Source organism: Dietzia natronolimnaea (genome assembly GCF_002289575.1).
GTDB lineage: Bacteria > Actinomycetota > Actinomycetes > Mycobacteriales > Mycobacteriaceae > Dietzia > Dietzia natronolimnaea_A.
In genome coordinates this window covers 22,738-44,307 of record NZ_NTGA01000012.1, presented here as the reverse complement: position 1 = coordinate 44,307, position 21,570 = coordinate 22,738, and the positions used below count along the sequence as shown (strand labels likewise).

24 protein-coding genes are annotated in these 21,570 nt (G+C 70.5%); 13 read left to right on the top strand and 11 right to left on the bottom strand.

Annotation, left to right across the window (positions count from 1 at the left end; translation table 11 throughout):
- The first annotated feature begins 50 nt into the window (after positions 1–50).
- On the top strand, positions 51–314 hold the full coding sequence (locus CEY15_RS06060; protein WP_095717706.1) for a hypothetical protein: 264 nt from the start codon (positions 51–53) through the stop codon (positions 312–314).
- A 34-nt stretch (positions 315–348) separates the two neighbouring features.
- Here CEY15_RS06060 and CEY15_RS06055 read toward each other — a convergent pair whose 3' ends face one another.
- Complete coding sequence (locus CEY15_RS06055) at positions 349–1,167, bottom strand: lysophospholipid acyltransferase family protein (RefSeq protein ID WP_095717705.1); 819 nt, start codon at positions 1,165–1,167, stop codon at positions 349–351.
- A gap of 58 nt (positions 1,168–1,225) precedes the next feature.
- Between CEY15_RS06055 and CEY15_RS06050 the strand changes: the two genes are divergently transcribed.
- Positions 1,226–1,954 (top strand): sirohydrochlorin chelatase, encoded by a 729-nt coding sequence (locus tag CEY15_RS06050; RefSeq protein WP_095717704.1) that lies wholly within the window; start codon positions 1,226–1,228, stop codon positions 1,952–1,954.
- Positions 1,955–2,087: 133 nt separating this feature from the next.
- On the top strand, positions 2,088–2,426 hold the full coding sequence (locus CEY15_RS06045; RefSeq protein WP_095717703.1) for a histone-like nucleoid-structuring protein Lsr2: 339 nt from the start codon (positions 2,088–2,090) through the stop codon (positions 2,424–2,426).
- Between the two features lie 147 nt (positions 2,427–2,573).
- Here the strand turns inward: CEY15_RS06045 and CEY15_RS06040 are convergent, their stop codons facing one another.
- Entirely contained in the window at positions 2,574–3,263 is a 690-nt protein-coding gene (locus tag CEY15_RS06040; protein ID WP_095717702.1) for an enoyl-CoA hydratase/isomerase family protein, read from the bottom strand.
- 192 nt (positions 3,264–3,455) lie between these two features.
- Here CEY15_RS06040 and CEY15_RS06035 point away from each other — a divergent pair, with 192 nt between their 5' ends.
- The 3 genes from CEY15_RS06035 to CEY15_RS06025 are packed head-to-tail and all read left to right on the top strand — an operon-like array spanning position 3,456 to position 5,816.
- Positions 3,456–4,130: a TetR/AcrR family transcriptional regulator gene (locus CEY15_RS06035; protein ID WP_017837634.1), complete on the top strand. Its 675-nt coding sequence runs from the start codon at positions 3,456–3,458 to the stop codon at positions 4,128–4,130.
- Positions 4,131–4,134: 4 nt separating this feature from the next.
- Positions 4,135–5,001, top strand: coding sequence for an acyl-CoA thioesterase domain-containing protein (locus CEY15_RS06030; protein WP_095717701.1), 867 nt, complete (start codon positions 4,135–4,137; stop codon positions 4,999–5,001).
- Positions 4,998–5,816, top strand: coding sequence for a maleylpyruvate isomerase family mycothiol-dependent enzyme (locus CEY15_RS06025; RefSeq protein ID WP_095717700.1), 819 nt, complete (start codon positions 4,998–5,000; stop codon positions 5,814–5,816). The genes CEY15_RS06030 and CEY15_RS06025 overlap by 4 nt, the downstream gene beginning before the upstream one ends.
- Before the next feature lie 24 nt (positions 5,817–5,840).
- Here CEY15_RS06025 and CEY15_RS06020 read toward each other — a convergent pair whose 3' ends face one another.
- Both CEY15_RS06020 and CEY15_RS06015 read right to left on the bottom strand, forming a co-directional pair.
- Positions 5,841–6,212, bottom strand: a complete 372-nt coding sequence (locus CEY15_RS06020) for a fluoride efflux transporter FluC (protein WP_095717699.1) — start codon at positions 6,210–6,212, stop codon at positions 5,841–5,843.
- Positions 6,209–6,694 carry a fluoride efflux transporter FluC gene (locus CEY15_RS06015; RefSeq protein ID WP_095717698.1) on the bottom strand — a complete coding sequence of 162 codons (486 nt, stop codon included), beginning with the start codon at positions 6,692–6,694 and terminating at the stop codon, positions 6,209–6,211. The genes CEY15_RS06020 and CEY15_RS06015 overlap by 4 nt, the downstream gene beginning before the upstream one ends.
- A gap of 358 nt (positions 6,695–7,052) precedes the next feature.
- On the opposite strand from CEY15_RS06015, the gene thpR reads away from it, so the two are divergent.
- Entirely contained in the window at positions 7,053–7,667 is a 615-nt protein-coding gene (gene thpR / locus CEY15_RS06010; protein WP_095717697.1) for an RNA 2',3'-cyclic phosphodiesterase, read from the top strand.
- Positions 7,668–7,681: 14 nt separating this feature from the next.
- Here thpR and CEY15_RS06005 read toward each other — a convergent pair whose 3' ends face one another.
- The gene (locus tag CEY15_RS06005) at positions 7,682–8,347 is read right to left on the bottom strand and encodes a hypothetical protein (protein WP_095717696.1); all 666 of its coding nucleotides are present in this window, start codon (positions 8,345–8,347) and stop codon (positions 7,682–7,684) included.
- A 122-nt stretch (positions 8,348–8,469) separates the two neighbouring features.
- On the opposite strand from CEY15_RS06005, the gene CEY15_RS06000 reads away from it, so the two are divergent.
- Positions 8,470–9,099: a nucleosidase gene (locus CEY15_RS06000; RefSeq protein ID WP_042329966.1), complete on the top strand. Its 630-nt coding sequence runs from the start codon at positions 8,470–8,472 to the stop codon at positions 9,097–9,099.
- A gap of 83 nt (positions 9,100–9,182) precedes the next feature.
- Entirely contained in the window at positions 9,183–10,712 is a 1,530-nt protein-coding gene (locus tag CEY15_RS05995) for an HNH endonuclease signature motif containing protein (protein ID WP_095717695.1), read from the top strand.
- 4 nt (positions 10,713–10,716) lie between these two features.
- Here the strand turns inward: CEY15_RS05995 and CEY15_RS05990 are convergent, their stop codons facing one another.
- Together CEY15_RS05990 and moaCB are read right to left on the bottom strand one after the other, a co-directional pair.
- Positions 10,717–11,190 (bottom strand): molybdenum cofactor biosynthesis protein MoaE, encoded by a 474-nt coding sequence (locus CEY15_RS05990; RefSeq protein ID WP_095717694.1) that lies wholly within the window; start codon positions 11,188–11,190, stop codon positions 10,717–10,719.
- Positions 11,191–11,263: 73 nt separating this feature from the next.
- The gene (gene moaCB, locus CEY15_RS05985) at positions 11,264–12,244 is read right to left on the bottom strand and encodes a bifunctional molybdenum cofactor biosynthesis protein MoaC/MoaB (protein ID WP_245847338.1); all 981 of its coding nucleotides are present in this window, start codon (positions 12,242–12,244) and stop codon (positions 11,264–11,266) included.
- A 218-nt stretch (positions 12,245–12,462) separates the two neighbouring features.
- On the opposite strand from moaCB, the gene CEY15_RS05980 reads away from it, so the two are divergent.
- A complete protein-coding gene (locus CEY15_RS05980) occupies positions 12,463–13,548 on the top strand; it encodes an NADH:flavin oxidoreductase/NADH oxidase (RefSeq protein WP_095717692.1) in 1,086 nt (361 codons plus the stop codon).
- A 128-nt stretch (positions 13,549–13,676) separates the two neighbouring features.
- Here the strand turns inward: CEY15_RS05980 and CEY15_RS05975 are convergent, their stop codons facing one another.
- Positions 13,677–16,046 (bottom strand): fatty acid desaturase, encoded by a 2,370-nt coding sequence (locus CEY15_RS05975; protein ID WP_245847313.1) that lies wholly within the window; start codon positions 16,044–16,046, stop codon positions 13,677–13,679.
- A gap of 102 nt (positions 16,047–16,148) precedes the next feature.
- On the opposite strand from CEY15_RS05975, the gene CEY15_RS05970 reads away from it, so the two are divergent.
- Both CEY15_RS05970 and CEY15_RS05965 read left to right on the top strand, forming a co-directional pair.
- On the top strand, positions 16,149–17,270 hold the full coding sequence (locus tag CEY15_RS05970) for an AraC family transcriptional regulator (protein ID WP_095717691.1): 1,122 nt from the start codon (positions 16,149–16,151) through the stop codon (positions 17,268–17,270).
- Between the two features lie 263 nt (positions 17,271–17,533).
- Complete coding sequence (locus tag CEY15_RS05965) at positions 17,534–18,235, top strand: TenA family protein (RefSeq protein WP_095717690.1); 702 nt, start codon at positions 17,534–17,536, stop codon at positions 18,233–18,235.
- Positions 18,236–18,383: 148 nt separating this feature from the next.
- Here CEY15_RS05965 and CEY15_RS05960 read toward each other — a convergent pair whose 3' ends face one another.
- Together CEY15_RS05960 and CEY15_RS05955 are read right to left on the bottom strand one after the other, a co-directional pair.
- Entirely contained in the window at positions 18,384–19,373 is a 990-nt protein-coding gene (locus tag CEY15_RS05960; protein ID WP_245847336.1) for an IS3 family transposase, read from the bottom strand.
- A 26-nt stretch (positions 19,374–19,399) separates the two neighbouring features.
- The gene (locus tag CEY15_RS05955; protein WP_095717798.1) at positions 19,400–19,786 is read right to left on the bottom strand and encodes a hypothetical protein; all 387 of its coding nucleotides are present in this window, start codon (positions 19,784–19,786) and stop codon (positions 19,400–19,402) included.
- 60 nt (positions 19,787–19,846) lie between these two features.
- Between CEY15_RS05955 and CEY15_RS18430 the strand changes: the two genes are divergently transcribed.
- Positions 19,847–20,002, top strand: coding sequence for a DUF6131 family protein (locus CEY15_RS18430; RefSeq protein WP_017837619.1), 156 nt, complete (start codon positions 19,847–19,849; stop codon positions 20,000–20,002).
- 121 nt (positions 20,003–20,123) lie between these two features.
- Here the strand turns inward: CEY15_RS18430 and CEY15_RS05945 are convergent, their stop codons facing one another.
- On the bottom strand, positions 20,124–21,428 hold the full coding sequence (locus tag CEY15_RS05945) for a molybdopterin molybdotransferase MoeA (protein ID WP_245847310.1): 1,305 nt from the start codon (positions 21,426–21,428) through the stop codon (positions 20,124–20,126).
- Between the last annotated feature and the right edge of the window lie 142 nt (positions 21,429–21,570).

Here is a 21,570-nt window from a genome sequence, read left to right as displayed (position 1 = left end):
TCCGCCGCGCGCACTGCCCGCTCCTCCGCCTCGCCCGGTAGAAGTGGGTCATGAAGCATTTCACGCTGGACCACGACGGAATGCACCTGGTCGTCGAGTTCGACCAGGCGATGGCGCTCTACTACCGGGCTCGTCTGATCGTCGAGGGCACCGTGGTCGACGAGCGATCGGTGTTCGTCGGAAAGCTCGTCCTGCGGTCGCCGCCACCCCGGGCCCTCAGGGTCGAGGCGGCGGTCGGGTGGTGGGGGCCCAAGAGGGCCACTCTGCTCGATGACGGGCGAGGGCAGGCCGTGGACTTCTCCCGGAGTCGCTGACCCGTACGCCGAGGGTCCCGCGAGCGCGTCGTGCTCAGCGCCAGGCGTCGGTGAGGGCGTCGTCGATACCGTCGCGCACCACCCGACGTACCTCGTCGATCGACGGCGCGGACCCGGGGCCCTCCCACAGGGCGAGCGGACCGGCCGACACCACGGGGCGGCGCGGGGGCAGCGTCGAGTGCTCCCGCCCGCGGTAGACGATCCCGACAGGCAGGATCGCCACCGGGCCGCCCGCCTCGCGGGCCCCGCGGGTCATCTGGCCCACGCCCTTCTTGACCGAGTCGAGCCGCAGTGTGCGCAGGTCGTCGGCCGAGGAGTTGGTGCCCTCCACGAACGTCAGGACCACCCCGCCGGTGGCGAGCCGGTCCACACACAGGCCGATCAGCCGGGCGGCCGCGGCGTCGTGCACCGCGCGGTCGGTACCCACGTAGTTCTTGGCCCGGAAGACCGGGACGGTGCCCGTGTACTCGAACACCGGTCGCAGCGGACCGCGGAAGAGCGGGTCCTTGGTCAGGCCGGTTCCGGAGGAGAGGAACCGGACCCGCCGGTCGTACACCGCCGACGCCAGGACGAACGGGTCGTGTTTGGAGGGGTGGTTGGCGGCGACGACGATTCCCACCCCGGCGTCGTGGAGTCGGTGCAACTCGTCCACCGTCCCGGCCCCGATCCGCACCTCGGGTGAGTACAGCGCTCCCACGAACGCCAGCAGGGGATGGGTGAATCCGTCCCTTCGCCGGCCGGGGCCGTAGTAGTCGTAGACGGCCTCGAAATTGGACAGGGTCACCTCCGGGCGGGCCCGGCGCCCCCGGCCCGGTCCGAGGGTCCGCCCGCTGCGTCCGGCTCCTGCCTCCATCTCCCCAGTCTCGCCGAGCGTCCGGGGCGACGCACCCGGAATCCGGCATGCTCGGGGGATGACGACCAACTCGCACTCCGCCCACCCGGTCACCGAGCGGCCCCGCCTGCTGTTGGTGGCGCACGGGACCCGGTCGTCGGCGGGTCGTCGCGAGCTGGGCCGGGTCCTGGTGGAGACCCGCAAGAGACTCGACGACGTGGACTGTCGGTTGGCATGGGTCGACGTGCAGGCACCGGGCCCGGACCGCATCCTCGCCGACGCCGTCCCCACGGTCGTGGTCCCGGCCTTCTTGGCCCGCGGCTACCACGTGACCGAGGACGTCGAAGGAGCCTGCGACCGCGCTCCCGGTCCGGTGGCTCTCGCGCCCCACGTGGGCGGGGAGCCGGAGATCGTTCGCGCGCTGATCCAGCGGCTGGCGGAGGCAGGGGCCGTGGGGGCGTTCGGCTCCGACGCGGTGGTCCTGGGGGCGGCGGGCAGCCGGGACGAGTCCTCGCAGGCGGAGACGCGCGCCCTGGCCGCAGCCCTGGAACGGGTGCTGGGCGTGCCGGTGAGCGCCGGTTTCGCCACCTCCGCCGCCCCCGCCGTCGCCGACGCGATCGCCGCGTTCCGGGAGGCAGGACGCCGCCGGGTGGCCGTCGCGACGCATCTGCTCGCACCCGGGTTCTTCGCGGATCGACTCGCGGCGGCCGGCGCGGACGTGACCTCTCCGCCGCTCGGTGCGAACCCGGAGATAGTCGACCTGATCGTCCGGTTATATCGAGAGAATTCGGCGGGATTAACTCCGTGATCGAACCCGGAGATATCGGATCGCGAAAGTTCGGACTATCGCGGGGAATGGTCGAAGCATGTGATCACGCATAATTTACCGAGATTGTGCATACTGTTGTGCAGTAGTAACGGCAACCAGCTAGGGAGTGACAGTGGCGCAGCAATTCCAGGTCAAGTACATCGACGACCTCGACGGAACCGAACTGGGTGAAGAGGCCAATTCCCTCTCGTTCGCCTTCGAGGGCAAGGAATACTCCATCGACCTGAGTGACGAGAACGCCCAGGCCTTCCGGGATGTCATGGCCCCGTACATCGACGCTGGTCACCGCGTGACCGGTGGCAGGAGCAAGCCGGCTCGCAAGTCCGCGGCCAAGTCCTTCTCGGGTGATACCAAGATCATTCGTGAATGGGCGAGGGAAAACGGCTTCGAGGTCTCCGATCGTGGCCGCATCCCGTCCGACGTGATGGAGGCGTACGCCGCCGCGAACTGACCGCGAAATCGAGGGCCCGCATCCCCGGTAACGGGGTGCGGGCCCTTCCGCCTATTCGCAGGCCGCCCTCGCCCGGCGGAAGGGCCCCCACTCGGTCGACGACCGGAATTGGTGGAAGGCCGCGGTGACAGCGCGAGAATTGACCGCTCAGAGCTGTGTGATCGGCGCGTCCAGGTGCGAGAGGGCGGCGTCGACGAGTCCTGCGCGGATCCCCGCGTAGTTGGCGCCACGGAGCGGAGCCATCTCTGCGGCCACTGCCACCGCGCGGTCCAGTACCGCGTCGGCCTCGGCCGCCTCGTGGACGATCCCGGCCTCGATGGCGTCGGGCGCCGGGTAGCGCCTCGAGGTGAGCATCGCCGTGCTCGCCACCCCGGGCGTGAGGCGAGTGGTGATGAGCGAGTTCATGCCCGGGGGGAACGGCATGCCGAGCTGCGCCTCGGGGAGGTTCCAGAATCCGCGATCGGCGCGCATGACGCGGTGGTCGTGAGACAGGGCCAGCATCGCGCCGGCACCGAAGGCGTGGCCGTTGACCGCCGCGACCGTGGGCAGTTCGAGCCGCAGGACGCGGGCGAACAACCGCTGGGCCCGCGAGACGTACGCGGGCAGCCCGGCGGGATCGGAGGCGACGACCGACAGATCGAGACCGTTCGAGTAGAACTTCCCCGCCCCGGTCGTGACCAGCGCCGCCGGTCCCTCGGATGCCTCGACCTCGGCGAGTGCGGCGTCGAGGGAGTCCAGGAACTCCGGGGAGAAGGCGTTGTCCGGGGCGTCCGCCGGGTCGTCCGGCTCGGCGAAGCGCAGGACGAAGACGGAATCATGACGGTTCAGAGTGGGCATGGTGTCCAGCGTAGAGCTACGGGAACGCCGTCACGGCAGGTGGGACGCCGTTGTCACGGCGTGCGCGGGGAGTGCGAGGGCGGTGCGGTGACATTGCTTTCGAGTGACACAGTTCTCGAATGACACTGTTCTCGGGTGGACACGCCACGGCGTTGTGACGCGATCGCGACGTCGTCGTCGTAGTCTTCCCCGGTGACCCGTTCTCCCTCCCGCGGCACCGCCGGCGCCCCACCCCACGCCCAGTACGACGAGGCCCTCCGGCTGGGGATCTTGCGCGAGGCGACGCGCCGGCTCCGGAGCGCGGCGCCGGAGAAGCTCGGACTGCGGCCGCTGGCGGCCTCTCAGGGCACCTCCACCACCGCCATCTACACGATGTTCGGGGGGAAGTCCGGGCTGCTCGCTGCGGTCGCGGAGGAGGCGGACCGGATGCTCGCCGAGGCCCTGCGCGAGTCGCTGCGCCACGACAGTGTCGAGACCGACATGCGCTCCCTGTGCCGCGCGTACCGCCGGTGGGCACTGGAGAACCAGGGCCTGTACGCGCTCGTGGTGGCGGAGCCCGTCCGTTCGCCCCGCACCGATCCGGGCCACCGGGACCCCCAGTGGAGGGAGCCGCTGCTCGAGATCGTCGACGCGCTCGTGGACGAGGGGGTCTTCCGGGCCACGGATGTCCGCGAGGCGACCACGTCGATCTGGGCCTCACTGCACGGGGTCGTGTCGCTGGAACTGAGCGTGTGGCGTCAGTCGCCGAGCGCCGAGCAGTACTTCGAGACACAACTCGCGGCCGTGCTGCGCTCCTGGGCCGCGGGGGAGGGCCAGCGGGCCACACCACACGGGTCCGCGAACTCCTCAACCGGAATGGTGGGCTGAATCCATGGGCGAGCGGTCGTTTTTCACTCTCGACGACTCGGGGGCGTACATCCCCACCAGGTACGCCCGCAGCGCGTGGTCGGACACGATGGTCAACGGGCCCGCCGTGGTGGTGGCCGCCGCCCGTGCCCTCGAGTCCGAGCACGGGGCGGAGGGGTTCCAACCCGCCCGACTCACCGTGGACCTCTTCGCGCCCGTCCGCACCGAACCTCTGGTCGCCGTGACGGAGGAGGTCCGGGCCGGCAACCGCATCCGGGTCGCCGACGTCCGGATGCTGCAGGGGGACAAGCTCGTGGCCCGCGGCACCCTGGTCCAGTTGCGCCGGGGCGAGCAGCCGCCCGGGAACGTGTGGCGCTCGGGCCGGCACGTCGGGGCCCCGCCGGAGGCGGACCCGCTCGAGGACACGCCGGGGTCGAACGTCTTCTTCGGCAGCGGCGACCAGGGCGAGGCGTGGAGTCGCGACATGGGCGCGCACCAGAACGACCAGCGCAAACGCTTCTGGCTGCGTCCGCTGGACGTGGTGGCCGGTGAGGACGCCTCCCCGTTCCAGCGCGCCGTCACCCTCGCCGAATCCACCAGCCTGATGTCCCACTGGGGCGACGAGGGCATCGGCTTCATCAACGCCGACCTCACCGTGGCGCTGGCCCGTCTGCCCCGCTCGGGCGACATCGGTATCGAGGCAGACGAGCATCTCAGCGACGCGGGCGTGGCGGTGGGCAGCGCGTCCCTGTTCGACCGGGACGGCGTGTTCGGCACCGGGACCGTGGTGGCCGTGTCCAACGCGGGGCGGCAGATCGACTTCACCCGGCGGCGACCGGGCACCGAGGACAGTGGATCGATCGGATCAAACGAGGCGGCGACGCGAGTATGAGCCCCGGGTTGACGCGGGAGCGGATGCTCGACGCGATCGAGGCCCAGGTCGGGCTGGTGCGGTTCGCGCTCGACCCGGCCACCGACCCGGCCACCGCCCCGACAACCCGGGTGCCGTCGTGTCCGGAGTGGACGATCCATGATCTCGTCACCCACCTCGGCGCCGTCAACCGGTGGGGCGGAGCCACGGTGCGCGACGGGAACCCGCACGAGCGCTCGCGGGGTCTGGGTGACGCGATGAAGTCCGCCCCGCCCGCCTCCGCGGGTGTCGCGGCGCTCGCCGACTGGTACGCGACGCAGGCGTCGGGAATGCTCGAGACCTTCACGGAGACCGCACCCGACGCCCCGGTGTGGACCTTCTCCGGCCCCGGGCGGGCCGATTTCTGGCTTCGGCGGCAACTCCACGAGACCGCCGTCCACCGCTGGGACCTCGAGGACGCGCTCGGCGGGCCCGCCGCCACCACTCCGCTCCCGGAGGACGTGGCGGTGGACACGGTGGACGAGTTCTGCGCGGTGATGTTCCCGCACAAGGGGCCCCGAGGGTCGCTGCCCGTGACGATCCGGCTGCGGGCGGTCCTGCACGCCCCCGAGGGGCTGGCGACGGGCGCCGAGCCGGTGGGTGCACGCGCCCCGGCCGCCGACCCCGAGTGGGTCCTGGCCGGCGCGGAGGAGGCCGGTGAGGTCGAGGTGACGGGCCCGCCGGAGACGCTCGCGCTCCTGCTGTGGGGACGGATCGGGGCCGACGACCCGGGTCTGGAGATCACGGGTGACCGCGCCGGGCTCGAGGCCGTCCTGGAGGCCGGACTCGCGGGGTGAGACCTGGCGTCTGGTGGCGGGCACTCAGAGGAGCGCGGTAGCCAGTGCGAGCCCGGCGGCCACCGCCGCGACCACTGCGATCCCCGTTCCCACGACGTTGACCAGGGCTGTGCGGTAGTCGCCGCCCTGGACCAGGCGGACGGTCTCCACCATGGCGGTCGAGAACGTGGTGTACCCGGCGCAGAAACCGACGGTGGTCGCCTCCAGGCCGACGCCGCCGATCGTCCCGGCGATCGCCGCCCCGGTGAGGAAGCCCATGAGCAGTGAGCCGGTGATGTTGATGGCGACGGTTCCGACGGGGAAACCGCTGGACCATCGGGTTCTGACGAGGCCGTCCACCACGAATCTGGCTGCGGCTCCGAGCCCGCCGAACAGGGCGATGAGGGCGATGGTCACGGGCGGTCTCCTACCGGCGGGGTGGGGTCGGAGACGAAACCCTGGTCGGGATCGAGGGGGAGACGACGCATGCGCCACTGATGGTGGCGGCTGGCCACGATGACCCCGAGCACGCAGGTGAGGAATCCGCCGAGGAGCGAGACCGAGAAGTAGCCGATCGCCTGGCCGACGTGACCGGAGGTCAGCAGCCTCTCGACCTCGAGGGCGAACGTGGAGAAGGTGGTGAATCCGCCGAGGGCGCCGGTGCCCAGACCGAGTCGGATCATCCGTCGTGGACGGGTCTCGTCACCTGCACGGACCAGGGCTTCGAGTAACAGCCCGAGGAGGAACGCTCCGATGAGGTTCTCGGCGAGCGTCGACACCGGCCACCCGTGCGGGTGTGGGATCGACGTGGTCATGCCCCAGCGGGCCAGGGTGCCCGCGGCTCCGCCGAGCGCGACGAGGGCGATCAACCCGGGGTGCAGATGTGGTGGGCGGCTCATCAGCTCTGCCTCCTGTCCTTGGACGCCGCGGGGCGCCCGGTTCGGACGAGGCCCGGTCGGGGTGACCGGTCAGGTGGCCGTCGTCGACATTCACGCAGCTACCAGCCTCGAGAAGGAAACAGGGACCGTTGACGACATCCGTGCCGTGGTTGAAGGCGAGCCCCACCGCCGTGGCGACCACGATAACAACCTCCGCGTGGACCGGTTCTTGCGATGGGGCGTGAGGTGGGCCACGGTGGTGGGGTACATCGCGGGGTGGCGCGCGCCGGGATGGGCACGGCGCGGGCCAGGACGAGCAGTGTCTGACGTGCAGTGTCTGACGTGCAGTGTCCGACGAGCTGTGAGGAGCGGGTCGCAGATGGGTCATCGCATGTTCGCCGCGGTGTTGCCGCCGGACGGGGTCAGGGCGGAGCTCGAGCGGTTCCTCGAGCCGCGCCCGGGACTCGGGTGGACCGATCCCGCCCAGTGGCATCTCACCCTGACGTTCTGCCCGGATGTCGACGAGTGGCGGATCGACGACCTCTCCGACAGGCTCGGCGCGGTCGCCCGCAGACACGAGCCGTTCCGGATCCGGCTCGCCGGGGCGGGGGCGTTCCCCTCGGTCGACCGGGCGAAGGTGCTGTGGGCGGGCGTCGAGCACCTGTCGGCCACACCGGCCGATTCCGGGTCGCGAGAGACTCCGTTGCGAGCCCTGGCCGCGGGGGCCCGATCGGCCGCCAACGCCGCCGGCTGCGTCCCCGACGGGGCTCGGTTTCACCCGCACCTCACGCTCGCCCGGCTCAACGGCCGCTCCGACGCCACGGCGTGGCTCCGCATCCTCGACACCTTCACCAGCAGCGACTGGACGGTCTCCGAGATCGCGCTGGTCGACTCCTTTCTCGGTGAGGGTCCCAGGGGGCGGGCCCGACACGAGGTGGTGGACCGTCTACCACTGGGGGAGTCCGACACCCGGTGGTGGTCACCCTCCGGGTAGATCTGCTCCCGGGGTCACAGCCCGGCGCACTGCCCTTCCCGCTCGCCGCCGACCTGGTTGCCGCCGCCGGTCGGGGCCTCGGCGTTGCCCTCGCACTCGAGGTCGCCACCGATGGAGTTGCCCTCGAAGCGCTGGGGGCCGGAGTTCTCCTGCGATTCCAGATCGCCGGCGATCCGGACGTTCTCCACCGTCGCCTCGCCGCCCCTGTCCAGCTCGATCGACCCCGCCACCTCGCCCCCGGACACCAGGACGAAGGCATGCCCGTCGGCCTCGATGTCCTCGGTGACCCGGACGTTGCGGGCCTCGAGCCGACCGCCGCCCCAGATATCGATATCGCCGGTGACGGTGAGGTCGGACAGCACGCACGTCTGACCGTCGCGGACCTGGACGTCGCCGGAGATGTCCTGCCCCGAGACCTCGGTCCCGCAGTTCGAGCGGTCGAACGCCCCCCGATCGGCGGGCTCCCCCTGTCGATCGCCGTCCCGCTGGCCGGCGGGCAACTCGGTCGTCTCGACGGGAGCGGTCACGGTGGCGGTGACCGTCGGCGCGGCATCGGCCTGCTCGTCCTCCGCGCCGGTGGCGCATCCGGCGGCGGCGAGCAACGCGACCGCCGGCAGGAGCAGTGCGCGGCGGGCTGTGGTGTGGCGAGCTGTGGTGTGGGGAGACTGGAGCGGCGTCACGGTTCACCTCTGGGGTCGACGGGTTCGACGGGTGGCATTCTCCTCCCACCGTAGGCGTGGCGGCTGGATCGCACTCAGAACGCAGTGGAGGCGTCTGATCACCGGTGACTACCGTGGGGACCGTGGAACTCCTCGGAACCGTCGATCCGGCACACCCTCTCGTCGTCGTCGCACTGGAGCAGGAGGCCCGTCACTTCGTCACGGACTTTCCCGTGCTGGTCACGGGCGTCGGCAAGGTCCGGGCCGCGGTGGCGGTGGCGCATGCACTCGGTGGCGGAATCCGGCCCCGCGAGCTCGTCAACGTGGGCACCGCCGGAGGTCTGCACCCGGGGATGCAGGGCGTTCACGAGATCGCCACCGTGTTCCAGCACGACTTCGACAACATGGCGCTCCACGCCGTGACCGGACGGCACGACGGACCGCCGTTGACCCTCTCCGCCGAGCTCGCGATCACTCCGGAGCCTGCCCGCGCGCTGCCGTCGGCGCCCGGCGGGACGGATGCGCCTGTGCTCGCTTCCGGTGATCGCTTCGTGGCCGGCGGGCCGTTGCGGGACCACCTCGCGGCGATCGCGGATCTGGTGGACATGGAAGGGTATGCGGTCGCCGCTGCCGGGGCGATGCTGGGCGTGCCCACCCGTCTGGTCAAGTACGTCTCCGACCCGGCCGACGAGTCGGCGGGGGCCACGTGGGTCCAGAGCGTGGACGCGTGCGCCCGGGTGCTGGCCGAGTGGGTCGGTAGCCGGCTGGAGTGAGCATTCGAACACTTGTGCCATACGACCTACTGCGGTATTATCGAATGTGGGTTCGATAGTGACGAGGGCGAGGTGGGATCACGATGACGACGAGTGCGCTGTTCGCCGTCCCCCAGCCCCTCGGCATGATCGACGCGGAGGCCGTCAGCGAGGCGGCCCGCGCCGCGACGCTGGCGCAGAACCGCGCCGGGGCCACGCGGTTGGAAGCGGCGCATGTCCTGGTCGCACAGTTCGCCCGAGCCGACGAGGCCCGGTGCGACGAGGCCCGGTCCGACGCGCGCGGCGCCGGTTCGCGCCGGCCGGCCTACGCCCGGTTGGATCCCCAGGCGCGGGCCCGCGATCACCTGGTGGCGGCATGTCAGCTCACGTGTTGGCATGCCGCGCGGTTGGTGACGGCCGGGACGCAGATCCACCGGCGGCTGCCCCGTCTGCGGTCCACTGTCGACCGCGGGCTGATGCCTGAACAGTTGGCGATCGATATCGCGTGCCGCCTGGCCGAGGTTCCCGACGCGATCGTGTCGGACGTGGAAGACGAGGTGGTCGCGCGTTTTGTTGACGATCTCGACGGCGGCGACCGACCGAGTCGCCTCGCGGTGGACTCGGCGATCGACGATGCCGTGGAACGACACGACCCGGCTGCCGCGGAGGACGCCGCGGCCGCTGCGGCCGCGACCCGCTCCGTCCGCTTCCGCGGCGCGCGTAACGGCATGGCCACGATGTGGGCCAGGCTCACCTCCGCCGATGCCGAGCTCCTTCGGCGGCGTATCGAGACCGACGCCTCCGTCGCCTCCGCGGACGGGCTGGATCGTCCCATGGACCAGCTCCGCGCCGACGCCCTCGCCGCGCTCGCCGTCTACGAGGGTGAGGCCGGCCCGTCCGCGACCGAGCACGAGAACACAGATCTCGGCGACATAGACCTCGGCGACATAGAACTCGGCGACGTCAGGGTGGGGGCGGACCTGCCCCGGCCCACATTGGGCAACGCCGCGCGGGCGGGACAGTCGATCCGCGTCAGCGTGATCGCCTCCGCGGCCCGGGGCCTGCCCAATCGCGTCGAGTTCGTTCACGGCGCCTACAGCAGTTTCGAGTGGCTCTGCACGGAGTTGCTCGAGGGCGACGACGCGAGCGTGCGGTTCGAGCTCATCGATCCCGCCCCGGGAGTGCTCGATTCCCCTGATCACGCCCTGCGCTACGTGATCACCCCGGCGATGGCCGAGCGGATCCGTCTTCGCGACGGGACGTGCCGGCACCCGGGGTGTTCGGTCTCCGCCAAGGACTGCGACGTGGACCACGTGATCGCGTTCAACACGAAAGACCCTGAACTCGGCGGGCCGACCACCGAGTGGAACCTCGTCTGCCTGTGTCGGAAACACCATCGGGAGAAAACGTTCGGGACCAACTCCTACCGGACCGGACCGCTGGGTGAACTCGTCATCCTCACCGACACCGGACACGAACACCGCACCAGACCCAAGGGCCCCCTAGCCCGTGCCCGTGACGCCATCCGGGAACGCGAGTGGAACGCCTTCGCGGATCGGACCATCGCCGCCGACGGCACGCTCGTGAACCCGCCGGGCCGTCCCGGGAACGGCCCCCGCAGACGACCAGCCTGACCCCTCAGCAGTCGCCGACGCCCACCCATTCGGAGACGCCGTCGGTGAAGCGCTGCCGCTTCCAGATGGGCACCCCCCGCTTGAGCCGCTCGATGAGCTCCGAGCACGCGGCGAAGGCCTCGCCTCGGTGCGGCGCCACGGCCACCACCACCACCGCGATCTCGCCCACAGCAAGCACGCCGACCCGGTGCACCGCGCCGATGCGGACGCTGCGCCGCGGGTCGAGCGGTCCGCCCTTCTCCAGGTCCGGCGACGTGTGTTCGGTCGCGACCTCGTCACAGAGTCGCGTCAGGACATCCTGGGCTGTCGGGTGCGCCGAGTACTCGATGTCGACCACGTCGCGTCCGTGGTCGTGGTCACGCACCACGCCGGAGAACGTCACCATGGCCCCGTCGGCGGTGCTCCAGACCGCTTTCTCGACCTCCCTGGGGTCGATCGCGTCCCCGGTGATCTGCACGAGTGGACTGTGAACGCTCATGGTCGGTGCCTCCTCGTGTTGCGGTGTGTCTCGGTGCGGTGCGGTGCGGTGCGGTCCCGGGCCGGCGCGGCGATCAGTGTCCGCCGCCGTCGGCGTGCACCGCGAGCAGGTGCTCCAGCAGTTCGTCGAGGACCGCCAGCCCGTCGCGCACCCCGCCCGTCGAACCCGGGAGGTTCACCACCAGGGTACGTCCGGCGAAGCCGGTCAGGCCGCGGCTCATGGCGGCGGTGGGGGTCGAGACCAGCCCGCGGGCCCGGATCGCCTCGGCGACCCCCGGGAGTTCGAGGTCCAGGTGCGGCGCGGTCGCCTCGGGGGTGCGGTCATCCGGGGCGACACCGGTCCCGCCGGTGGTCAACAGCACGGCCGGGGAGCGGCGGACCTGCTCGGCCACAGCCGCGGCGACGTCCGCGTCGGCGACCACGTGGACCTCGACCGGGGAGAAGTCCCGCTCGAGGAGCCAGCCCTCGATGGCGGGGCCGGTGGTGTCCTCCCGTCGCCCGTGCGCGGCGGCGGTGGAGGAGACTACGACGACGGCGCTGCGGCCCGACTCCACCGCGGCCCGCGCGGTGGCATCGAGGGCCGTGGCGTCGAGGGCGGTGGCGTCGAGGGCGGACTCGTCGTGGTCCCTGGTCCAGTCGCCCCGCTTCCCGCCGGTCTTGGCGGCCAGCCTCACCCCGTCCATCGTGGCCAGCGGGTCGACGGCCTTGACCATGTCGTGCAGTGTCAGCCCGGCCACCGAGACGGCCGTGAGCGCCTCCATCTCCACGCCTGTACGGCCGGTCGTCTTGGCTGTGGCCCACACCCGGATCTCGCCGGCCGGCGCGTCGAGCTCGAAGCGCACCTTGACCGAGTTCAGGGGGATCTGGTGGCACAGCGGAATGAGCTCCGAGGTCTTCTTGGCCGCGCCGATACCGGCCAACCGGGCGGTGGCCAGCACGTCGGCCTTCCCCAGGTCGTCCCCCGACACCATCGTCACGACCTCGGGCCGGGTGCGGAAGACCCCCTCGGCGGTGGCGGTGCGAGTCGTGACGGCCTTGCCGCCCACGTCGACCATCCGGACCCGGCCCGCGGCGTCGAGGTGGGTCAGCTGCGGCTGGTGGGTCGGTTGCAGAGGCGAGGCCGAGCCCGGTCCGTGCTGTGCGGTGGAACCCGGTCCGGTCTGGGCGTCAGTCATGTCGACCACGCTAGTCGGCGATGCCCGGGTGTGTGAGAGCCCGAGTGGGGGTGGTGCCCTTCGACGCGGATGTGGCCCGCAGGGGTTTAATCGGCGGGATGCCACTCCTCTTCGACCCCATCCGCATCCGCGATCTCGAGATCCGCAACCGCGCGTGGTTGTCGCCCATGTGCCAGTACTCGTGCGACGCCGGCGACGGCGTCCCCACCCCGTGGCATCTCGTGCACCTGGGTGCGCGGGCGCAGGGCGGATTCGGACTGATCCTCGCGGAGGCGTCCGCCGTCGTGCCCGAGGGTCGAATCAGCCCCCACGACGCCGGGTTGTGGAACGACGCGCAGCGGGACGCATGGGCGCCGATCGTGGACTTCGTGCACACGCAGGGCGCCGCGATCGGCATCCAGCTCGCCCATGCCGGGCGCAAGGCGTCGACCCACCGAGCCTTCCCCGGAGAACCCACGGGGTCGATCCCCGTGGCGGAGGGCGGGTGGATCACTGTTGCACCCTCGGCCATCCCCTTCGGCGACATGGCGGCCCCGGTCGCGCTCGACTCCGACGGGATCCGTGACGTCGTGGACGCCTTCGCCGCGGCCGCCCGACGCGCGGACGAGGCGGGCTTCGACGTGGTCGAGATCCACGCGGCCCACGGCTACCTGGTCCACGAGTTCCTCTCGCCCCTGTCCAACGAGCGATCGGACGAGTACGGCGGCTCCCGCGAGAACCGCTCGCGACTGCTGGTCGAGATCTGCGACGCGGTCCGTCAGGTCTGGCCGGAGGGCAAGCCGCTGTTCGTTCGCATCTCGGCCACGGACTGGGTACCCGGCGGTTGGACCCCGGAGGATTCACGCTGGCTGGCAGGCCGTCTCGCCGGGCACGGCGTCGACCTGGTGGACGTCTCGTCGGCCGCCAACACCCCCGCGGTCCCGCCGGTGCCACTCGAGCAGGGGTATCAGGTGCCTCTGGCCGAGGAGGTCCGGGCGTCCGGCGCGGTGCTCGCCGGCGCGGTGGGACTCATCAGCGACCCGCACTACGCCGAACAGGTGCTGGTCGACGGGCGGGCCGACGTGGTGTTCCTGGGCAGAGTGGGACTGCGCGAGCCCGCCTGGCCGCTTCGCGCGGCCGCCGAACTCGGGGTGCCATGGCGTGACGCGCCGTACCCGCCGCAGTACACGCGCGGCAAGTGGTGATGCCCGCCATCCGGAAGAGCGTTCCACGCATATCGGCCGAGTAGCAGTGCGCGGAACGTCCTTCTCGATGGGCCCGCCGGGCAACGCGGCGGGCCAACCGGGGCGGGAGTCGGAGGTCCAGCTCGATGTCAGAGGTCCAGCTCGATGTCCGAGCAGGGCATCGCCGTGCACACGGTGATCCGCTCCCGGACCTCCGCGCCGGTCGCTCCGCCGGCCGCACGGGCCTCCGTGCTGGTGGTACCGCTGAGTTTGCCGGTCACGCAGGCCTTGCACAGTCCGCGTTCACACCCGGTCGGTACGGAGATGCCCGCTCGGCCCGCGGCTTCGAGCAGGGTCGTGGCCCCGTCGATCTCGACCGAGGCCCCGGTGCGGCGGAAGTGCACGGTGTAGCGGCTGCCGTCGTCCGCCGGTCGCTCGAGTTCCGGGGCGGTGAACGACTCGGCGTGGAACCGCTCGGCCGGTTGCCCGAGGTCGCGCAGCCAGCCGCGGGCCAGGTCGATCACGGCGGCCGGAGCGCACACGTAGGTCTCCCGGTCGGCGGCGTCCGGGACGAGACTCCGCAGCACCTTTGGATCCAGTCGGCCGGTGGTCAGGCCGTCGCGACCGGACGGCGTGTCGGTGAACAGGTGCAGCGTGGCGCCCGAGTCGCGGGCCAGCCGACGGAGTTCGGCCTCGTAGATGATCGAGCGCTCGTCGCGGTTGAAGTACAGCAGGGTGGCATCGACCCCTGCGCTGGCCCCTGCGTCGCGGGCGATGCGGCGCAGGAGGCTGATGATCGGCGTGATGCCCACTCCGCCGGCGATGAGCAGTGACGGGGCGCCGGGCTCCGGCATGGCGAAGTCGCCCGAGGACTGCGGCACGCCGACGAGAGTGACGTGGCGTCCCGGCTTGAGAGTGTCGTTCAACCGGGTGGAGACCCTGCCCCCGTTGACCCGCTTGACGCAGATCTCCAGAGGTCCCGGCCCGTCGAGCCGCGAGTCGTCGAGCCGCGAGTCGATGCTGTCGCGGACCAGGCTGTACTGACGGACCAGCTCGGCGCGGCCGGTGCTGGTGCCGGTGCCGGTGCCGTGGTCGTCGTCGTCGACCTCCACCCGCACCGAGATGTACGCCCCGGCCTCCCACTCCACGTCCTCCCACCCGCGCGGCCTGGCCAGGCGCACGGAGATCGCGTGACCGCCGGCGACCGGTGTGGCGGACAGAACCCTCGCGGGAGCATTGTGGAAACGCGGTTTATCCAGGTACGGGGACTCGGGCAGGGGCCGATACGTGAAACCCGAGATCACGCGCCGCACCAGCGAGGAGGGGTCGCGCAGCAACTCCGCCGGGCGCCCGAACTCGCGCTCGCCGAACGGCACCGACAGGCCCGTGAGCGTCTTGGCGATGAGCGGCACCGTCTCCAGCAACGGGGTCTCGTGGTACGGCAGCCCGAACCGGGCGGCGAGGGCGCGTACCTCCGGCGCGATCTTGCGCTGCATGGACGGCGGCAGGTCGGGAAACAGGTGATGCTCGACGTGGGTGTCCAGTCCGCCGTAGAAGATCCGCAGGTCGGGGCGGTTATCGAACGGCACCTCCTCCTCCAGGATCCGGGTCAGCGCCTCGTCCATCTGAGCGCTCGGCAGAAAGTTGCGGGTCGCACGGATCTGCCGCTCGCAATACTGGTCGGCGGTCTCGTCGGGGCCGGGATCGGTGAACAGTTCCAGCTCACCCGCGTGGTGTTCGATGAGCACCAGGAACAGCACGGACATGTATCCGGCCACTCCGCCGAAGTAGTTGGCCACCAGAGTCGGCAGCGGCTTCCATCCGGAGCGGAAGGGCTCGTCCACGAAGCGGCGGCGCGCGTCCCGCCGCGCGATCCTCGCCGGCGAGCGCAGGGTGTACGCACTGAGGAACGGGTGGTGCTCGACCTTGCGCGCGATGTTGGCCAGGAAGAACGGTGCCGCGACCGGGGCCAGGGCCGCGAGCGCGGAGATCAACGCGACCTGCCCGAGGTGGTGGCCGTACCAGTCCTGACCTGCGCTGCCGCGGAAGACGCTGTAACCGAGGTCGTGGTCCTTGCCGACGATGTTGGTGTTGGGGTGGTGGCCCGCGTGGTGCATCGTCTTCCAGTGGTCCACATCGACGTTGAAGTCCCAGTCGTAGCGGTCCGAGTGGTACTCGCCGTTGCCCGGAAGGTGGTCGTAGCTGCCGTGGACGATGTTGTGGCCTAGCTCGGAGAACTGCATGAGGCGGTACATCATCTCCAGCGCGGTGGCCCGGCGGATCGCGCGCGGGCCGCCCTCGCGCAGCAGCTCACGGCGGCGCGCGTCGATCGCTCGCCCGTAGGCGGTGACGTGGCGGATGTGATCCAGGTCCTCCTGGCCCACCTCGGCTTTGGCCCGCGCGTAGAGCTCCTCCACCGCCGCGGCCAGGCCGGACGGCGGTGCCGCCCCGTTCGTCGGGTCCCCCGGCTGTGAACCCTCCGAGCCCGTACCTGCGCTGATGCCACTGGCGAGAGTCATGGATGTGACGGTAGCCACTCGTGAGGGCCGGGAACAGGGCGCTGGCGGTCGCATGGTTGGCATTTTCGGTCACTTGGCGGGTTGCGTTGATACGGTCGGACGATGACCTCGTCGTCGGGCTCGACCGCGCTCGGCTCGGCCGCACTCGGTTCGAGAACGCTCGGCTCGACCTCGCCCGTGTGGGCGGTGCCCCGCGGCACGGAGGGGATCCGCATCATGGTGGACGGCGGCGTCGCCCGCGGTATGACGACGTCGGAGTGCCTTGCCGGCACCGGGCTCGACGCGGTGGACCTCGACGACGAGACCGCGCAGATCTGGGCGCACCAGGAGTTCGTGGTGATCCGCAACCTCCTGGGTGCGCTCGGGGACCGGCCGGGTCTGGGTGCGGGTATCGGTGCCCATTCGACGCTCGGGCGCACCGGCGTCATCGGCTTCATGATGCTCGCGGGGCCCACCGTGCGGGCGGCGCTCGACCGGGCCATCCCGTACCTCGCGCTCTCGCCCACTCACCTGCGGTTCTCCCTCGAGGAGGGCTCGGCGGGACCCAACGGAGCCGGGATCGACGTGGCCTCTCTGCTCGCCGCCGATGACGAGATCCCGGCGGATGTCCGGACGTTCGTGGTCGAGCGTGACCTGGCAGGCCTGGCTGCGGCGCTCCGTGGGGCTCAGATCGATGTGGGGATCACCGGACTCGAGACGACCCTCGGCCCGGAGAGCGCTGTGATCCTCGGTGAGTCGTGGGGCCTGACCGCCGACGAGGTCCGGCCACACGCCGAGCGGAACCGACTGGCCATCACCCGGGAGCGACTGGACGCGCGGCTGCCGCAGGGCGACGAGAACACGGCGAAGCTCTTCGAGAGGCAGTGTCGAGAACTGCTCGACGACCGGCTGGCGCGAGTGGGTGTGGCCGGTCAGGTCCGCAGCCGACTGCGGCACGAGCGCGAGAGTTGGCCGTCCATGGCGGAGGTGGCCGGTGAGCTGCACATCGACGTCCGCACCCTGCGTCGCCGCCTGGCCGCGGAGAGGACCTCGTTCCGGCGGCTGCTCGACGAGGTGAGGCATCACCGGGCGCTCGAGTTGTTGGCGCTCCGCGTGCCGGTGTCGGAGGTGGCGCGCGAACTCGGGTACTCCGAGACCGCCACCTTCACCAGGACGTTCACCCGATGGGAGGGGGTCCCGCCCAGTCGAGCCCGGCGGGCCGTGCAGATCGAGCGAGTTCCGTGAGGCATCGGCCGAGTGGGGTCCTCCCGGATCGCGCCCGGGTTCCACGGACCGTGACCCATATTCACGGATCGTGACCGATCGGGACGCATGGGCATCGGCGGTGCCACTCGACCCGGGTGGCAGGCTGGTGGGCGTCAGCGACACGGTGCGGAGAGGACCGGCACGGCGGGGTGCGGCCGCGGGCCCCGGTCTCGAGCGCGACGATCCGCACACCGACCGAGCGGACTGCTCGGCATCCCGACACTCACCCGAGGAGACGCGATATGACCCTGTTCGAGACCCTCAAGGATCGCTGCCGCCCCGAGTGGGAGGCCTACATCCGGCACGAGTTCGTGGAGAAGCTCGGGGAAGGAACGCTGCCGATCGACGTGTTCCGCGACTACCTGATCCAGGACTTCCACTTCCTGGTGCAGTTCGCCCGGGCCAATGCACTGGCCGCGTTCAAGAGCCGCACGCTGGCCGACATTACGGCCGCCCATCAGGCCACGGGGGCCATCATCGCCGAGACCGGGCTCCACCTGCGGCTGACCGAGCGGTGGGGCATTCCGCGCGCCGAGCTCGAGGCCGCCGCCGAGAAGCAGGCCACCGTCGCCTACACCCGCTACGTACTGGACGCGGGCATGTCCGGGGATCTGCTCGACCTGCACGTGGCGCTGGCGCCGTGCACCATCGGGTACGCCGAGATCGGGGCGCTGTTGCAGCCCCGCCTCGCCGACCACGGTGACGTGAGTGGCAGTGGCGATGGAGTTGGTCGCGACGTGGCCGAGCATCCGTATGGCGAATGGATCGCCGAGTACTCGGGCGAGGAGTTCACCGCGGCGTCGGCTGCGGCGATCGCCCAGCTCGACCAGCTGGCCGCGGGCGGACTCAGCGATCAGCGTCTCTACGAGCTCACCGAGGTGTTCTCCACGGCCACCCGGTTGGAGGCCGATTTCTGGCAGCAGGCTCTCGACAGCGTGGGCTGAGCCGGTGACCGTGGGCTGAGCTGGTGATGGCGCTGTGTTCGGACCGGTCGTGGATCGGGCGGGGCCGATATACGCTCATCGCTCCATGTCAGGTCACAGCGAAAGGACGAATCACGCCCTATGTCAACCTGTCGTGAGTCAGTAGGGGTTACGTAGTCGGTGTTTTTTCGCCGGGGAGGTTGATGCCGACGAGGTCCGCGGGCGTCGGTGTTCGGGGGCGGGCGTGGAAGCGCTCGGGGTGGGTGTCGTAGTAGCGCTGCAGGGCCCGGTCGCGGGTCTTCCACGTGGTCGTCCAGGATCCGTCGCCGACTTCAGCGGGTGAGAACAGAGCGATCCCGGAGTGCTTGTGTTCGTGGTTGTACCAGGTCACGTAGTCCGTGAGATAGGCGCGAGCAGTCTCGATTGTGTTGAACACTCGCGGGTAGCCGGGCCGGTACTTCATCGTGCGAAATCCGGACTCGGAGAACGGGTTGTCGTTGGAGACGTACGGCCGGTTGTACGACAGGGTCGTACCGTATCGGTCGAGGTACTTCGTCAGGTTGTCCGAGGTCATTGCGGAACCGTTGTCGGCGTGCACGACCTGCGGCGCCCCCCGCTTGCCGATCGCTTCTTCGAACATTTCCACGGCCAGCTCGTTGCACTGACGCTGCTCAACACGCCATCCCACGATCTCGCGGGAGTAGATATCGGTGATCTTGTACGCCTTGAACGCCACACCCCGCCAGGGAGTCTTGAGGTCAGTGATATCCCAGGACCAGGCCTGATTCGGGCCAGTTGCGCTCACCACCGGTGCCTTGAGCGTGCGGCCTAGGTGTTTGCGCTGGTGGATCTTCGGGCGCAGTTCCTGCTCCAGATCGTCGGCCACGCGCCACCAGTGCCGACGCGACGCCAGCATCACCCCGGCGTCCCACGCAGCGGCGAAGGAGTGGTCCACCGATTCGCCGCGGGCCCAGCCGGCCAGAATGTGCTCGCCGATCTGCTCGCAGTCCATCTGATTGATTCGCGACGGGTAGTCCCGCTGGGCCTGCGGAACGGGCTCCTGGACTGCTGGTCGTGGGTTGTTCCGGTAGTGCCAGGACCCGCGTGAGAGCCCGACCACCGCGAGCGCTTTACGCTGCGAGCCCGTCGCAGCAGTCAGAGCGTGGACCAGCTGGTTCTCGGCGGTCAGGAACTCTTCGGTTCGCTCGTCGGGTCGGTATCGGGCTCTTGATCGCTCAACTGATGCAAGAGCCCGATAGCTTTTCCCAGAGCCTCGTTGGTGGCCTCCAGTTCCCGGATACGGGCCCGCAGCTGCTCGTTGTCGGCTTCCTCTTGAACGTCGTTCTTTGCGATACGACGTCGTTGATTCGGAGAAGTCATACTCCCAGCTTCTCGCGGAATCAGACCACGGTCGAGGTCGCCGTCGTACACGGCGTTACGCCACCGCCGGAGTTGGTGCATAGAGAACGCCTGCTTCTCGACCCAGGCATACTTCGTCCCGTAGCGCAGGCGCTCGTACTCAAACACTATGGAACGGATCTCCTCGTCCGTATAACCAGGTGCGATCGACATCTCAGACACTCCAGTCCTCTTGCAGTCGGTGACTCACAACCAGACTGGCAAAGAGGGTCAATGATTATTCTGGGCGCGATTCTGTTGATCCTCGGATTCATCTTGAACATCAACATCCTCTGGACGATCGGTCTGGTGCTGATCGCGGTCGGCGTCATCCTCTTTATCCTCGGCTCGGCCGGCCGGGCGGTCGGTGGACGCAAACACTGGTACTGACCACCGGTTCAGGCCCGTCGACACGAGCGTTCCGCACACATCGCCCGAGAGGCGGGTGTGCGGAACGCTCGTGTCGTTGGTGACCCTTGCGACGTGGTGACCGTTGCGACGTGGTGACCGTTCAGAGCGGAACGACGACGACCTCGTCGCCCGCCGCCAGTGAGGTCACGTCGGCAGGGATCTCGATCAGTACGTCGGCCCGCGCCATCGAGGCGACCAGGTGCGATCCCGGGCCCGAGACCGGCTCGGCGGTGGGCGGCCCTGACATGGCGCCGGCGGAACCGGGGACGAGCGCCGCCCGCAGGTACTGCGTCTTGCCGGCGGGAGAGGACACGTCGCGCGACAGCAGAGCCCGGCCGGTCTGCACGGGCACGCGACCCACGGCCTCGAGGATGACCGGACGCAGGAGCACCACGAACGACACCAGCGCGCTCACCGGGTTGCCCGGCAGGCACACCACCGGCGTGTCCCGCCACGACGAGAGGCCCTGCGGGCCACCGGGCTGCATGGCGACAGGGGCGAATCGGGCACCCTCGCGGTCAGCCAGGACCTGACGCACCACCTCGGCGTCCCCCATGGACACCGCACCGACGGTCACCACGAGGTCGGCGTCCCCGGTGGCGATGTCCAGCGCCGCGGTGAAGTCGTCCCGCTCGTCACTGCTGATCACGGTCGCGGTGACCTCGCACCCGCAGGCTCGGAGCGCCGCGCCGAGTGTGAGCGAGTTGGACTCCCAGATCTGGCCCGGCTCCAGGGGCCTGCCCGGTGCGACGAGTTCGGACCCCGTGGCCACCACGCCGACCCGCGGGCGCGGCCGCACGTCGAGTCCGGACTCCCCGAGTGACGCCGCCGCAGCGAGGTGCCGGGCCTCGAGCCGGGTCCCGGCGGGGATCACGAGGTCGCCCGCGCGGACGTCGTCACCCGGCCGCCGCACGAACTCCCCGGCGACCCGCGGAGCGTGGACCAGGACGGACGTGTCCTCGACCGTGGTGTCCTCCACGGTGGTGTCCTCGACTGGGACGACGCAGTCCGCTCCATCGGGCAGGGGGGCTCCGGTCATCACCTTGCAGGCCTCGTCGTCGTCGATCTCCGGTCCCGGCCCGTGGCCGGCGTGGGTCGACCCCACCACCCGGAGCCGCACCGGCGAGTCCGGTCCGGCCCCGGCGACATCCGACGATCGCACCGCGTAGCCGTCCATCTGCGAGTTCACGAACAGGGGGAGGTCGGCCGACGCGAGCAGGTCGCGGGCGAGCACCGAGTCCGCGCACGCCACGAGGGGAAGCCGGGTGCTCTGGGCGGCCCGCTGCAGCACCGGCTCGAGATGCATGCGCAGGAGCTCTCGGTACCCGCCGGGGGACGGGCGGGACTCAGGGCGGGACTCACGACGGGACTCGGGGCGGGTCGGGCGGTCGGGGTGGGAGGCCATGACCCCACGGTAATCGCGTTGTACTGTGCCTACGGTCCGCGCGCGGGGCGCAGGCGGCGAAGCTAAGGGGCGACGGTGGCGCGAAAGCCGGGAAGAACGACGTTGTGGACCGTCCACGGGGACGGTAAGAACATCAGGCCCG

Excerpts from the sequence above, each read along its gene's own strand:
- CEY15_RS06040 (WP_095717702.1), bottom strand. The coding sequence starts at position 3,263 with ATGCCCACTCTGAACCGTCATGATTCCGTCTTCGTCCTGCGCTTCGCC.
- CEY15_RS05955 (WP_095717798.1), bottom strand. The coding sequence starts at position 19,786 with ATGTCGATCGCACCTGGTTATACGGACGAGGAGATCCGTTCCATAGTG.
- CEY15_RS05995 (WP_095717695.1), top strand. The coding sequence starts at position 9,183 with ATGACGACGAGTGCGCTGTTCGCCGTCCCCCAGCCCCTCGGCATGATC.
- CEY15_RS05980 (WP_095717692.1), top strand. The coding sequence starts at position 12,463 with ATGCCACTCCTCTTCGACCCCATCCGCATCCGCGATCTCGAGATCCGC.
- CEY15_RS06055 (WP_095717705.1), bottom strand. The coding sequence starts at position 1,167 with ATGGAGGCAGGAGCCGGACGCAGCGGGCGGACCCTCGGACCGGGCCGG.
- thpR (WP_095717697.1), top strand. The coding sequence starts at position 7,053 with ATGGGTCATCGCATGTTCGCCGCGGTGTTGCCGCCGGACGGGGTCAGG.
- CEY15_RS18430 (WP_017837619.1), top strand. The coding sequence starts at position 19,847 with ATGATTATTCTGGGCGCGATTCTGTTGATCCTCGGATTCATCTTGAAC.
- CEY15_RS05945 (WP_245847310.1), bottom strand. The coding sequence starts at position 21,428 with ATGGCCTCCCACCCCGACCGCCCGACCCGCCCCGAGTCCCGTCGTGAG.
- CEY15_RS06050 (WP_095717704.1), top strand. The coding sequence starts at position 1,226 with ATGACGACCAACTCGCACTCCGCCCACCCGGTCACCGAGCGGCCCCGC.
- CEY15_RS05990 (WP_095717694.1), bottom strand. The coding sequence starts at position 11,190 with ATGAGCGTTCACAGTCCACTCGTGCAGATCACCGGGGACGCGATCGAC.
- CEY15_RS05975 (WP_245847313.1), bottom strand. The coding sequence starts at position 16,046 with ATGACTCTCGCCAGTGGCATCAGCGCAGGTACGGGCTCGGAGGGTTCA.
- CEY15_RS06060 (WP_095717706.1), top strand. The coding sequence starts at position 51 with ATGAAGCATTTCACGCTGGACCACGACGGAATGCACCTGGTCGTCGAG.
- CEY15_RS05970 (WP_095717691.1), top strand. The coding sequence starts at position 16,149 with ATGACCTCGTCGTCGGGCTCGACCGCGCTCGGCTCGGCCGCACTCGGT.
- CEY15_RS05965 (WP_095717690.1), top strand. The coding sequence starts at position 17,534 with ATGACCCTGTTCGAGACCCTCAAGGATCGCTGCCGCCCCGAGTGGGAG.
- CEY15_RS06030 (WP_095717701.1), top strand. The coding sequence starts at position 4,135 with ATGGGCGAGCGGTCGTTTTTCACTCTCGACGACTCGGGGGCGTACATC.
- CEY15_RS06015 (WP_095717698.1), bottom strand. The coding sequence starts at position 6,694 with ATGAGCCGCCCACCACATCTGCACCCCGGGTTGATCGCCCTCGTCGCG.
- CEY15_RS06025 (WP_095717700.1), top strand. The coding sequence starts at position 4,998 with ATGAGCCCCGGGTTGACGCGGGAGCGGATGCTCGACGCGATCGAGGCC.
- moaCB (WP_245847338.1), bottom strand. The coding sequence starts at position 12,244 with ATGGTCGACGTGGGCGGCAAGGCCGTCACGACTCGCACCGCCACCGCC.